Here is a 12127-nt window from a genome sequence, read left to right as displayed (position 1 = left end):
GTTCGGTACCGGCGAAATCACGCGGGGGCCCGGTCGGGTCCCTACGGTGGATCCATGGTGGGAGAAACCAGCTACGACGTCGTCGTGATCGGCGGCGGGCCGGTGGGCGAGAATGCCGCCGACTACGCGATACGAGGAAGCGATCGCACCGCGGCGATCGTCGAACACGAACTGATGGGCGGGGAGTGCTCCTACTGGGCCTGCATGCCGTCCAAGGCGCTGCTCGGGCCCGGGAACGCGCTCGGCGAGGCGCGGTCGCTGGCCGGGTCCAGGGAACGGGCGTCGGCGTCGAACCCGGATGCCGACGGCGTGCTCGGCTGGCGGGACACCGTCACCGGACGACTCACCGACGGGGCCGCCACCCACGACGACACCGGTCAGGTGAAGTGGGCCGAGAGTGCCGGGATCGAGGTGATCCGCGGCCACGGCCGGATCGTCGGCGAGAAACAGGTCCGGGTCGGTGACCGGCTCCTGACAGCCCGCGAGGCGGTGGTCGTCGCCACCGGGAGCACCGCATCCGTTCCGCCGATCCCGGGACTGCGCGAGGCGCTGCCGTGGACATCGCGCGACGCGACCAACATCCTCGACATCCCGGAACGGGTGGTGGTGCTCGGCGGCGGGGTCGTGGCCTGCGAGGCCGCGACGTGGCTGCTCGACCTGGGTGTGCGCGGTCTCGTGATGGCGATCCGCGGGGACCGGCTGCTGCCGAAGATGGAACCCTTCGCCGGCGAACGGGTTGCCGACGCGCTGCGGGAACGCGGCGCCGACATCCGCTTCGGGACGACGATCGACTCCGTCGAGAGGCCCGACGCCGCGGACACCGGATACGGGCGACTCCACGGCGGCCCGGCGATCGTCCGGCTCACCGGCGACGGAGCCGACGAGCTCACCGTCGACGAGACCCTGGTCGCGGCCGGAAGGGCGCCCGCGACAACCGATGTGGGACTCGATGCCCTGGGGGTGGAGGCGAAGGGCCCGCTGAGGGTCGACGATCACCTCACCGTGCCGGGGCATCCGTGGCTGTACTCGGTTGGAGATGCCAACGGCCGCAACGCATTGACGCACATGGGCAAGTATCAGGCGCGGGTGGCCGGCGACGTCATCGCCGCACGGGCCGAGGGTCGGGAACTCGACGGCCCGCGGTACGTCGCGAGTTCCGACCATGCTGCGGTGCCACAGGTGGTGTTCACCCGACCGGAGATCTCGTCGGTAGGGCTCACCCGCGAACAGGCGACCGCTGCCGGCATCGACGTGCGCGTCGCCGAGGGCGAGATCGCAGTGGCCGGGTCGTACCTGCTCGGGCCGGACTACTCCGGGTACGCATCGCTGGTCGTCGACGCGGAGAGGGAGATTCTCGTCGGTGCGACCTTCGTCGGGTCGCAGACCGGCGAACTCGTGCACTCGGCGACGGTCGCGATCGTCGGCGAGGTGCCGCTGTCGCGGCTGTGGCACGCGGTCCCGTCGTACCCGACCGTCAGTGAGGTGTGGCTGCGGCTGCTCGATCAGCTTCGCTGACCTGGGCAGAATCGCGACTACGCCGAAAAGGTTCCCTACGTAGAGGTGGCGCCGCCGATCCGAACCAGCGTTGTTGGCGACGGCCTGGTCTGACCACTTGACCACCTGACCCCATGTGGCTACGGTCACAGACATGCCCTTCCAGCCGGTGACCCAGCAGAGTGCGCCCGAGATCGTCTTCGACCAGATCGTCGAAGGCGTGCTGGCCGGCGATCTGGCCGCCGGCGAGGCGCTCCCCAGCGAGCGGGAGCTCGCGCGAATGCTGGGGGTGTCCCGGCCGACCGTGCGCGAGGCGCTCAAGCGGGTCGAGGCGTCGGGACTCGTCACCATCCGGCAGGGCGACGGCGCGCGGGTCCAGGACATCGCCCGGACGGGAGGCCTCGATCTCCTGCCGCGTCTCCTCATCCGCAGCGGTGCGCTCGTGCCGCGCGTCGCGCGGTCGATCATCGAGGCGCGTGCCGCCGTCGGCCCGGAGGTCGCCCGCCTCGCGGCGCGGCGTGCCACCGACAGCGATCTCGTCGCGATCCGAGCGGTCCTCGACCGTCTCGCCGTCGAGCCCGAGCCCGTCGGCCAGCAGGTCGTCGCCCTCGAGTTCTGGAGCGTCGTCGTCGACGCGGCCGACTCGATCGCCTTCCGGCTCATGTACAACTCGCTGCGCGCCGCCTACGAGCCCGCGGTCCCGGCCCTCGCCGGGGTCCTCGAACCCGAGGTCGGGAACATCGATGGCTATCGCGCGGTGGTCGACACCATCGCCGCGCGTGATCCCGGACGAGCCGCGGCGGCTGCTCGAGCTCTGCTCGAACCTGCGACGACGGCGCTGCTCGCACTCTGCGAGGTACTCGAGAACGCAGAAACCACACAGGGGGAGGGGCACTGATGTCCGCCGACGAGATCGACATCACGGCGCGCCGGCAGGTGGCGGCCGAAGAACGGCGTATGAGGTCGAGGCATTCGATGTCGCTGCGCGACGCGTTCGCCGAGTTCCTCCGGCATCCGTCGCCGTGGATCATGGCGGGCTTCCTCGCCACCGCGCTGGTGGCGCGTGTGTGGCTGGGCGGTTGGGGTCTCGCCGACGTGCTCGTCCCCGTCGTCATGGTCGCGAGCTTCCCGCTGGTGGAGTGGCTGGTCCACGTCTTCGTCCTCCATTGGCGCCCGAAGCGACTGGGACCGGTCACCATCGACCCGCTCGTCTCGCGCAAGCACCGGGAGCATCATCGCGACCCCCGCGACATCCCGCTCATCTTCATCCCGTGGCAGGTGCTGATCGTCGTGATCGTCGCCGCCCTCGCCGTCGGACTGCTGCTCTTCACCAGCGTCGAACGGGGACTCACGTTCCTCGTCGTGCTCCCGGCGATCGGACTGGTCTACGAGTGGACGCACTACCTCATCCACTCCGACTACCGGCCGCGACATGCGTTCTACCGCCGGCTCTGGCGCAACCACCGCTTTCACCACTACCGCAACGAGCACTACTGGTTCACGGTCACCACGGCGGGGACCGCCGACAGGTTGCTGCGGACCTACCCCGACCCCGACAGCGTCGAGAAGTCGCCGACCGCGAAGGATCTGCACGCCTTGTCGCGGACGGAGTAGCGGTTCCCGTCAGGCACCCCCGAGCCCAGCCGCCATCGACCAGACCAGGACCTCGGCACCGGCGGCGGAGCTGACCGACATCAGTTCGGCGTCGACGGCGCGCACGGCGTCACCGGCACGCAAGGTTGCGGGCTCCCCGTCGACGGTGGCCTCAGCCTGGCCCCCGACGACGAACAGGAGTGTGAAGCGCGCAGTCGGGATCTCGGCCTTCCCGCCGGGGCTCAGCCGCACGGCGTAGAGGGTGGCGCCGGCGTTGGCGATCGAGATCGCGGCCCCACGGTCGGGGTCCCCGGAGGCGACCGGGACCAGCTCACCGGCCGCCAGCCGGTCGGCGACGTCGGCCTGGTCGTAGGACGGTTCGAGTCCGTGGCGGTCGGGCATCAGCCACATCTGGACGTAGTGCACCGGCTCGGTCCCCGAACCCGCCAGGTCCGGCCACGTGTCGTTGCGCTCGGAGTGTTCGACGCCGGTCCCGGCGCTCATCCGTTGCACGAGACCCGGGTAGAGCACGCCCGAGTGCCCGGCCGAATCCCGGTGCACGAGCGTCCCGGACACCACCCAGGTGACGATCTCGCTCTCCTGGTGATGATGGAGGTCGAAGCCCTCGCCGGGTGCCACCACCTCGTCGTTGAACGCGAGGAGGGCGCCGAAGTGGGTGTTGTCGGGATCGTAGTGGTCGCCGAAGGAGAACCCGTGCCGCGAGGTGAGCCAGTCGGTCGTCGTGACCATGCGATCGTCGCCGGGGATCACCGTGAAAGCCATGAGTTCATCATCGCAGTCCGCCCGACCCTCACCCCTGGCCGGAGTTCGCCCGCGGGTTTCGTGAACGAAACCACACCCGGGCGACGGCTGTGGCGCAGAGATTGCGGGACGAGACGCGTTCGTGACCGGCTTGATTCCCGAATGGAAGCTGAGAGCGTCGATTTCGGGTGTTACAAGAGTGAAAATTGTCGCTATGAAGATCTGGGTCAAGCGTGCAACGTCCGCCGCTTGTGCCGCGGTCACCTGCGCCGTCGTCGTGAGCTCCTGTTCGCTCACCGGAACGTCGAACTCGGGTGCCGTCGCCGCCATCGACGCTTTCGCCACTGCACTGAGCCGCCAGGACGCCGGCGGTGCCGCGCAGTTCACGACTGCGCCTGGTCAAGCCGGTGACAGTCTGACCACGACGCTGAAAGAGATGTCGGCACAACGGATCGACGTCGACATCGAGAAACCCGTCGAATACAGCGATGGCACCGCGACCTTCGCCCTGACCACCAAGTGGAACTGGGACAAGGGGCGCGTCTACGAGGCGAACAGCGAAGGAACCGCGCGGAAGCTGTCGTCGGGCTGGAAGGTCACCTGGGATCCGGCGATCTTGCATCCTGGCCTCGGCGCCGGCGGACACCTGCGCGAGGTCCGCACCGACGCGACGCCCGCGCCGTCGGTACGCAGCCGGTCGGGCAAGGTCTTCATGTACCTCCAACCGGTCAACGAAATCGTCATCGACCCTGCACAGACCCGCGATCTGGCCGCCACGACGCGTGCGCTGGCCGGGGTCATCGCGCCGATCGCCCCGCTGATCACCCCCACGGTCATCGGCGAGAAGTTGGCCGAGACACCGGGCAAGCCGGTGATCGCCGTGACACTGCGCGACCCGGACATGCAGGTTCTCGCCGGCGACCCCGCCCGTGTGCCCGGGGTGAGCGTGAACCGCACCGACCGGCTCGTCATGGCCGACCGCCGCCTGTCGTCGCCCCTCGAGGACGGCCTGACCAACTACTGGCAGGCAATCCGGGACGCCACTGCCGGCTGGCAGGTCGAGATGGTCAACCCCGGCCTCCGGCCCCGTCGCCTCGCCGGTGAGCAGGGGCCGCCCGGACCGGACGTCCTGTCGACCGTCGATCAGGGTGTGCAGCTGACCCTGGGCGACGCCGCGGTCGAGGTCGGGCAGCCCGCCACGATCCTCACACTCGACGCCCAGAGCGGCGCGATCCTCGGTATGGCGCAGAACAGCTACGCCGCCGAACGCAACATCGAGATCGATCGGGCGTACCCGGTCGGCTCGACGCTGAACCCGGTCTTCGACGAGATCGGCCGTATCTCCGGCGCGCAACCCGAGCAGGCGGAGACGCTCCTCGACCGCCTGGGCCTCGGTGTGCAGTTCACGGTTCCCGGTGCCAGCGTCCCGACGCCGGGACAGCCCGGTATCGCGACCATCGGCTTCCGCCCTGGGCAGACCAACATGTCGATGACCAACATGGGTGCGCTCGGTGTCGCGCTGGCACGGGCCGCTGCGGGTCAACCGTCGTCGGTGCCGCCGTTCGTCCTCAAGAACGTGCCCACCAAGGTCACCGGCGGTGAACTCGGAGGCCTCGACCCTGCGTTGGTCGGTCCGCTGCTGCGGGCCATGACCACGACCGCGGCCACCGGCGATGCCAGCGACCTGACCCGGGCCCCCGGCCTGAAGGCGCTGGTCGGAACCAACGGTCCCGAGGGGCCGGGCTGGTTCGTCGGCATCCAGGGTGGACAGGTCGTCGTGATCTACACCGAGGGTCCGAAGTCGGGCACCGCAGCGCTCCAGGTGGCGCAGAAATACTTCACCATCAAGTAGACGCGAAAGACGGCGTAGGCAGCCGCCGAGATCAGCGGGTGACGGCGCGGCGGCCCAGGTAGGCGAAGACCGCGCGCCATCCCAGCAGGAACAGGGCCAGCGTCACGGTCGCGACGATGACGAAGCTGACGGCCACACCCTGGCTGAGGATGAAGCGCAGGATCATCGCGACGGTCACGGTGCAGAACCAGATGACGATCCCGACCGGCACGACGCGGTCGGGCCGGAAATCGTGGCCGAAGAAGTCGCTGGACCGCACGTGCGCGTACACGTAGGTGATCGACCAGCCTGCCGCGCAGCCGACCAGGAACGGCCACAGGGTGTGCAGGAAGGCGGCCGGGGCGTACCCCTCTTCGTGGCTGGCCCGGCCGATCACCACGAAGATCGTGATGGCCACCGCGTCGAACAGGGCGGCCATCGGCCCGGTCGCGGTTCCCCGCACCGGTGAGGTCCCCTCCTCCGTGGGGTTCGGGATCGACATGGTGGATTACCGTACCGGGTCTGGCGGCGGATCACTGTCCGACCCTCGATCGGGTTCCGTGCCGGACGCCTCCTCGCGCTCTGCTGCGTCGACGTCGCGTTCCACCTCGTCGATGAAGGTGTCGTCGCGCCTGATCCGGTTGCGGAACATGAGGGCGATCACGACCCAGCCGACCGCCGCGACGAACACGTAGCTGATGATGCGGTAGATCAGAACGGCGGTGATCGCGTCCGCGGCGGGCATCCCGGCACTGGTCAGGGCCGGGACCAGCACGGCGTCGACGACCCCGATGCCGCCCGGGAGCAGCGGGATCGCCGTACCGACCGCCTTGCCGGCCGCGTAGGCGACCATCAGTCCCGCGATGCTCGGGTGTGCATCGACGGCCCAGCAGGCGAACATCAGGCAGGCGACGTCGGCGACCCAGTTGAAGAGGCTCCACCCGAAGGCGATCGACGTATCCCGTTTGGTGAGCTGGACCGCCCGGAGCTGTTCGAGCAGTTCGAAGAGCTTCTCGGTGCCGTGCTCGTCGGGCTTGTTGCGGAGCTGATTGATCCACCCCAGTACCCGGATGCCGGTGCTCTTCAGCGACTCGGGGTGACTGGCGAGGTACTGCAGGACCACGGCGACGGCGAGCAGCCCGGCCACCGAGAAGACGACCGAGAACGGGCTGGTCTTGGCGCCGGCGAGCATTGCGCCACCGAAGCCGAGAACCGCGAGTCCGACGCCCGCGAGGAGGCCCGACATCACGACCTGCCAGGACGCGACGACCGGGGTCGCTCCCCACTTACGGGTCTCGCGGTAGGTGAACGCCGGCGCCAGCACCTGGCCGCCCGGCATCGTCTGGCTCAGCGAGTTGGCGGCGAGGATGACCGACAGCGACTTCCACTGCGTCACCCGGACACCGGCCGAACGCAACAGCGCACGCTGGACCTGCGCAAAGCTGTCCATCGAGAGCATCGCGGCCACGACACAGGCGAACACCCAGTGCCATTTGATGTCGCCGATGCGTAGCCATGCCTTCTTCAACTCGGGCCAGATCAGCACGATCTCGACTCCGAGGATCACCAGGACGACGGCAAGGAGGACCCAACGCACCCACCAGAAGCGGGGACGGGTGGCGAGGCGGGCGGTCATATCCCGCGGCGAGCCAACATCCTCCGACATAGGTGACACACTAGGCCAGGGGGCGCTCCTGCATGTCCACCACCGTCCGGTGTTCCAACTGTCTACTGTTGCTCTCGTGAGCGAAGCCGAACCGGCCGGTCGGCCGAACGTTGCCCCCGACCTCGCGTCCCTCGACCGGGCCAGGGTCCACCCGCAGGTGCGGGCCGCCGCTGAATGGGCGTGGCGACTGCTCCTGCTCCTCGTCGCCGCCTACGTGGCCGCGAAGCTGTTCGTGGAGTTCGAGGAGGTGCTGGTCCCGGTCGCGCTGGCGATCCTGGTCGCGGCGATGCTCGTGCCCGCGGTCGACGCCCTCGACCGTCGCGGGGTGCCGAGGTCGCTGGCAGTGCTGCTCAATATCCTCCTGGCGCTGGGCTTCATCGCCGGGGTGATGACGTTCGTGGTGCGCGAGTTCATGCGGGGTGTGCCGCAGCTGGTCGAAGAGGTCAACGACACGGTCGAGCGGACCAAGCAGTGGCTGATCGAGGGGCCGCTCGATCTCGATCCGGAGCAGGTGCGGAACGCGGGCTCGGACGTCGTGAACTTTCTGCAGCACAACCAGGATCGCGTCACCAGCGGCGCACTAGCGACCGCCACCACCGCGAGCGAGATCATCACCGGTGCACTGCTGACCCTCTTCCTCCTCATCTTCTTTCTCTATGGCGGGGCGGAGATCTGGCGGTTCTCGACCGGCCTCGTGCCGGCCGGGAGCCGTGATCGGGTGTGGCGAGCGGGGATCGCCGGTTTCGGGACGCTCGTCGGGTACGTGCGGGCGACGATCGCGGTGGCCTTCGTCGACGCCTGCGGTATCGGTGTGGGCCTGGCCATCCTGCAGGTGCCGCTCGCGCTTCCGCTGGCCTCGCTGGTGTTCCTCGGTGCCTTCATCCCGATCGTCGGTGCGCTGCTGACCGGTTCGCTCGCGGTGCTGGTCGCCCTGATCACCCAGGGTTGGATCGCGGCGGTGGTCGCACTCGCGATCGTGGTCGGCGTGATGCAGCTCGAAAGTCATGTGCTGCAGCCGTTCCTGCTCGGCCGATCGGTGCGGTTGCACCCGGTCGCAGTGGTCCTCGGTATCGCCGCGGGCCTGGTCTCGGCCGGGATCATCGGCGGCCTGCTGGCCGTGCCGCTGATCGCCTTCCTCAACACCGCGATACGTCATCTCAAGGGCACGGCCGACGCCGACCACGACACCGCGGTCCACCCCGGCGGCTATGTCGCCGAAGCCAGTGAACCCCTGTGGGACACCGCCGATCCCGACGCGACCGCGGAGGCCGTGGCCGAGGGCGGGGCGATGCCGCACGACACGACCCCACCGAAGCGGGACCCCGAGCCAGGCCCGCAGGACCCCGGGACGGCATGAGCGCGCAGCCGTCGGCGCGGTGGGTCGCGCAGATGCGGGACACCGAGGCGGGGCGACTGGCCCGCGCCGTCGACGTCGATCCGGTCGGCCCGCTGTGGCGGGGGGCGCAGATCTTCCGGCTGCTGTCGTATCTCTACGCGCTCGGCTTCCAACTGGCGATCAACGACGACCTGGAACACCGGGCCGTTGCATGGGCCCTCTTCGGTCTGCTGACCGTCTGGACGGCGGTCAGCGGAGTCGGGTACTTCGTCGGGTTCGCCCGCAATCGCTACTGGGTGACCGCCGAAGTGGCGTTGGTCTGCGGACTGATGCTGTCCACCTCCTATGTGGCCGACGCGGAGTGGGCGTGGAACAACCAGACCTGGCCGACGACGCTGTGGGCCACCAACGCGGTCATCTCGGTCGCGATCCTGGCGGGACCGGTCGCCGGGATCGTCACCGGACTCGTCGTCGGCGGGACGAGCACGTTCGTCAAGGGCGAGCTGAACCTGAACTTCGGGCGCAATGCCACGATCATCGTGATCGTCGCGACCGGCATGGCAGTGGGCCTCGCGGCGGCGAATGCCCGGCGCTCCCACGAGAAGCTCTCGGCCGCAGCACGAATCGCGGCGGCCGCGGAGGAACGCGAACGCCTGTCGCGCGAGGTGCACGACGGGGTGTTGCAGGTGCTCGCACTCATCGCCCGGCGCGGACGTGAGATCGGCGGTCCCACCGCGGAACTGGCCTCGCTGGCCGCCGAACAGGAACGCGCGCTGCGCCGCATGATCTCCGACGCCGGTGACGCGGGCTCCGAGTCCGTGCTCGACGGCGCCGGAGGAACCGTCGAACTCGACCTTGCGGCTGCCTTACGCGTCTTCGCCGACGACCGGACCTCGGTGAGCGCACCCGCCGACCCCGTTCCGGTACCCGCCCACATCGGGCAGGAGATCCGCGCCGCGGTGGTCAACGCCCTGGACAACACCCGCCATCACGCGGGACCCGGTGCGCGCGCCTACGTCCTGGTGGAGGATCTGGGGGACGACGTGGTGGTGAGCGTACGCGACGACGGCATCGGAATCGGTGAGGGTCGGCTGGCGCAGGCGGTGTCGCAGGGACGCCTCGGCGTCGCCAAATCCATTGTCGGACGGATCGAATCACTGGGCGGTAGGGCCGTCCTGGACACCGAGCCCGGTGGCGGGACCGAGTGGGAGTTCACCGTTCCGCGGCGACAGAGCCGGCGGGACTGATGGGAGAAGCGGATGGGCACGGTCGGATCGGAGGGTGAACGCGTGGTGGACGGTGACGCCGGAGGGTTGCGGATCATGGTCGTCGACGATCACCCGATCTGGCGTGACGCGGTCGCCCGCGACCTCGCCGACGAGGGATTCGACGTCGTCGCCACCGCCGACGGGGTGGCCAGCGCGGGGCGACGTGCCGCCGCGGTGACGCCGGACGTCGTGCTGATGGACATGCAGCTCCCCGACGGCTCGGGCGCCGACGCGACCGTCGCGGTGCTCGAGGTCTCGCCGCGGACCCGCATCCTCGTGCTGTCGGCCTCCGGCGAGCGTGACGACGTCCTCAAGGCCGTGAAGGCCGGGGCGAGTGGATATCTCGTGAAGTCGTCGTCGCGGGAGGAGCTGGTGTCCGCGGTTCGCGCCACCGCCGATGGACAGGCGGTCTTCACGCCCGGTCTCGCGGGGCTCGTCCTCGGCGAGTACCGCCGAATGTCGCAACAACCGGATGCCTCGCCGGCGACGCCGGCCCTGACCGAGCGGGAGACCGAGGTGCTGCGGCTCGTGGCGAAAGGGCTGAGCGCCAAGCAGATCGCCCGGCGGTTGTCCCTCAGTCACCGTACGGTCGAGAACCACGTCCAGGCCACGCTCCGGAAGCTGCAGTTGGGCAACCGGGTGGAACTGACCCGCTACGTCATCGAACACGGCCTGGAAGAGGACTGAGTCCTCCTCCAGGCCGTGTGGATGAAAAGCTCGATGCCCGAGACTATTCGGTGGCGGCGAGCGCGGCCGGCGCAACCGGTGTCGAGGTCTCCGGCTTCGGTTCGACGACCATCAGCGTCGCTGCCGCACCGGCCAGCGCGATGCCGGCGAACAGGTAGAACGCCGTGCCCGAGGAGATCCCGGCGCCGATCAGCAGACCGCCGATGACCGGACCGACGATCCCGCCCAGCCGACCGAATCCGGCACACCAGGCGACGCCCGCGCCGCGCGCCTCGGTGGGGTAGAAGTTCGACACGAAACCGTAGATCAGCACCTGGGTTCCGATGGTGCCCGTGCCGGCGACCGCGACCGCGGCGAGCAGGATCGGCAGCGGCAGACCGAAGGTCAGGCACACGAGGGCGAAGGTCGCCAGACAGAACGACGTCGCGACCACCTGCTGCGGGCCGCGGCGATCGGCGAGCCGGGCGGCGATGAGGCCGCCGACGATCGCGCCGCCGTTGAGGACCAGCAGGAACGCCAGCGACCCCTTCGCGTCGAATCCGTTGCCCTTCATGATCTGCGGAAGCCAGGTGTTCAGGCCGTAGGTCAACAGCAGGCCGACGAAACTCATCATGCCCAGAAGCAGTGTGGGGACGGCGAACCGGCGGGTGGCGAGGGCGGCGAAGCCGAGTTTCACGGGTACGGATCCCGGTGCGACGTCGAGGTGGCGTGCGCGCAGGTCCACCGGGATACCGGTCCGCGTGCTGATCTCACGGGCCTCTTCGTACCGTCCGCGTGCCGCGAGCCACTGCGGGGACTCGGGCATCTTCAGCGCGGCGAGCGGGAGCAGCGTGACGAGAGGCAGTGCGCCGATCCAGAACAGGCCGCGCCACCCGAGGTGGTCGGCGAGCAGCATCGCCAGCACCGAGGCGAGGACACCGCCCGCCGGGACCCCGCTGTAGACGATGGCGTTGAACAGGTTTCGCTTGGAGGTCGGCGCGAACTCTGCGACCATCGCGCCCGCGGTCGCGACGAGGCCGCCGATGCCGATGCCGGTGAGGCAGCGCAGGATTCCGAACGACACGAGGTCGGTCGCGAGCGCGGTGGCCGCCATGCCGACCGAGAACCAGACGATGTTGAACAACATCATCCGGCGACGGCCGACCCGGTCGCCGAACGCCCCGGCGACCAGGGCGCCGATCATCACGCCGATGAGGGCGTAGGAACCGAGGGCCCCGGCGGTCGCCGGGGTCAGCTCGCCCAGTTGTCCCGGGTCGTCGAGCAGCGTGGGCAGGACAGTGCCGTAGACGACGAGGTCGTAACCATCGAAGACGATCGCGACGGCGGCGAGGGTGACGATCCAGAGCACGCTGCGGCGATGCTCCGGAGACGTCCAGGTGGAAGAGTTCATGCGGGCTGTACCTCCAGCGTTTGTGGGCTGGAAGCCATCCTGCGCGGAGTGTGTGCGCAATCACATCAGGGTAATGCCCAGTCCTGGCCAGTCCGCGATT

General features: G+C 69.3%; 11 protein-coding genes. 7 read left to right on the top strand and 4 right to left on the bottom strand.

All coding sequences use genetic code 11. From position 1 onward, the window contains the following. Positions 1 to 54 precede the first annotated feature (54 nt). From RVF83_RS04335 to RVF83_RS04325, 3 genes are all read left to right on the top strand, one after another. On the top strand, positions 55 to 1515 hold the full coding sequence (locus tag RVF83_RS04335) for a dihydrolipoyl dehydrogenase family protein (RefSeq protein WP_005196439.1): 1461 nt from the start codon (positions 55 to 57) through the stop codon (positions 1513 to 1515). A 133-nt stretch (positions 1516 to 1648) separates the two neighbouring features. Further along, complete coding sequence (locus RVF83_RS04330) at positions 1649 to 2392, top strand: FadR/GntR family transcriptional regulator (protein WP_005196441.1); 744 nt, start codon at positions 1649 to 1651, stop codon at positions 2390 to 2392. Next, on the top strand, positions 2392 to 3108 hold the full coding sequence (locus RVF83_RS04325; protein ID WP_005196442.1) for a sterol desaturase family protein: 717 nt from the start codon (positions 2392 to 2394) through the stop codon (positions 3106 to 3108). The genes RVF83_RS04330 and RVF83_RS04325 overlap by 1 nt, the downstream gene beginning before the upstream one ends. Positions 3109 to 3117: 9 nt before the next feature. On the opposite strand, the gene RVF83_RS04320 is transcribed toward RVF83_RS04325, so the two are convergent. Beyond that, positions 3118 to 3870, bottom strand: a complete 753-nt coding sequence (locus RVF83_RS04320; RefSeq protein WP_005196443.1) for a pirin family protein — start codon at positions 3868 to 3870, stop codon at positions 3118 to 3120. 193 nt (positions 3871 to 4063) lie between these two features. Between RVF83_RS04320 and RVF83_RS04315 the strand changes: the two genes are divergently transcribed. Continuing rightward, positions 4064 to 5701: an NTF2-like N-terminal transpeptidase domain-containing protein gene (locus tag RVF83_RS04315; protein ID WP_005196444.1), complete on the top strand. Its 1638-nt coding sequence runs from the start codon at positions 4064 to 4066 to the stop codon at positions 5699 to 5701. A 31-nt stretch (positions 5702 to 5732) separates the two neighbouring features. Here the strand turns inward: RVF83_RS04315 and RVF83_RS04310 are convergent, their stop codons facing one another. Together RVF83_RS04310 and RVF83_RS04305 are read right to left on the bottom strand one after the other, a co-directional pair. Continuing rightward, on the bottom strand, positions 5733 to 6182 hold the full coding sequence (locus tag RVF83_RS04310) for a DUF3054 domain-containing protein (RefSeq protein WP_005196445.1): 450 nt from the start codon (positions 6180 to 6182) through the stop codon (positions 5733 to 5735). A gap of 6 nt (positions 6183 to 6188) precedes the next feature. After that, positions 6189 to 7346: a lysylphosphatidylglycerol synthase transmembrane domain-containing protein gene (locus RVF83_RS04305; RefSeq protein WP_039880152.1), complete on the bottom strand. Its 1158-nt coding sequence runs from the start codon at positions 7344 to 7346 to the stop codon at positions 6189 to 6191. 76 nt (positions 7347 to 7422) lie between these two features. On the opposite strand from RVF83_RS04305, the gene RVF83_RS04300 reads away from it, so the two are divergent. The 3 genes from RVF83_RS04300 to RVF83_RS04290 are packed head-to-tail and all read left to right on the top strand — an operon-like array spanning position 7423 to position 10637. Beyond that, on the top strand, positions 7423 to 8703 hold the full coding sequence (locus RVF83_RS04300; RefSeq protein ID WP_005196447.1) for an AI-2E family transporter: 1281 nt from the start codon (positions 7423 to 7425) through the stop codon (positions 8701 to 8703). Continuing rightward, on the top strand, positions 8700 to 9929 hold the full coding sequence (gene macS, locus RVF83_RS04295) for a MacS family sensor histidine kinase (RefSeq protein ID WP_005196448.1): 1230 nt from the start codon (positions 8700 to 8702) through the stop codon (positions 9927 to 9929). The genes RVF83_RS04300 and macS overlap by 4 nt, the downstream gene beginning before the upstream one ends. A gap of 12 nt (positions 9930 to 9941) precedes the next feature. Continuing rightward, positions 9942 to 10637 carry a response regulator gene (locus RVF83_RS04290; RefSeq protein WP_005196449.1) on the top strand — a complete coding sequence of 232 codons (696 nt, stop codon included), beginning with the start codon at positions 9942 to 9944 and terminating at the stop codon, positions 10635 to 10637. Between the two features lie 43 nt (positions 10638 to 10680). On the opposite strand, the gene RVF83_RS04285 is transcribed toward RVF83_RS04290, so the two are convergent. Next, positions 10681 to 12027 carry an MFS transporter gene (locus tag RVF83_RS04285; protein ID WP_005196450.1) on the bottom strand — a complete coding sequence of 449 codons (1347 nt, stop codon included), beginning with the start codon at positions 12025 to 12027 and terminating at the stop codon, positions 10681 to 10683. Positions 12028 to 12127: the final 100 nt, after the last annotated feature.

The sequence above is a fragment of the Gordonia rubripertincta genome, from assembly GCF_038024875.1.
Classification (GTDB): domain Bacteria; phylum Actinomycetota; class Actinomycetes; order Mycobacteriales; family Mycobacteriaceae; genus Gordonia; species Gordonia rubripertincta.
The sequence above is the reverse complement of the archived record's forward strand: the minus strand, read 5'-3'. Positions and strand labels throughout refer to the sequence as shown.

Coding starts and splice junctions, on each gene's coding strand:
- RVF83_RS04335 (WP_005196439.1), top strand. CDS start 55: ATGGTGGGAGAAACCAGCTACGACGTCGTCGTGATCGGCGGCGGGCCG.
- RVF83_RS04330 (WP_005196441.1), top strand. CDS start 1,649: ATGCCCTTCCAGCCGGTGACCCAGCAGAGTGCGCCCGAGATCGTCTTC.
- RVF83_RS04325 (WP_005196442.1), top strand. CDS start 2,392: ATGTCCGCCGACGAGATCGACATCACGGCGCGCCGGCAGGTGGCGGCC.
- RVF83_RS04320 (WP_005196443.1), bottom strand. CDS start 3,870: ATGGCTTTCACGGTGATCCCCGGCGACGATCGCATGGTCACGACGACC.
- RVF83_RS04315 (WP_005196444.1), top strand. CDS start 4,064: ATGAAGATCTGGGTCAAGCGTGCAACGTCCGCCGCTTGTGCCGCGGTC.
- RVF83_RS04310 (WP_005196445.1), bottom strand. CDS start 6,182: ATGTCGATCCCGAACCCCACGGAGGAGGGGACCTCACCGGTGCGGGGA.
- RVF83_RS04305 (WP_039880152.1), bottom strand. CDS start 7,346: ATGTCGGAGGATGTTGGCTCGCCGCGGGATATGACCGCCCGCCTCGCC.
- macS (WP_005196448.1), top strand. CDS start 8,700: ATGAGCGCGCAGCCGTCGGCGCGGTGGGTCGCGCAGATGCGGGACACC.
- RVF83_RS04290 (WP_005196449.1), top strand. CDS start 9,942: ATGGGCACGGTCGGATCGGAGGGTGAACGCGTGGTGGACGGTGACGCC.
- RVF83_RS04285 (WP_005196450.1), bottom strand. CDS start 12,027: ATGAACTCTTCCACCTGGACGTCTCCGGAGCATCGCCGCAGCGTGCTC.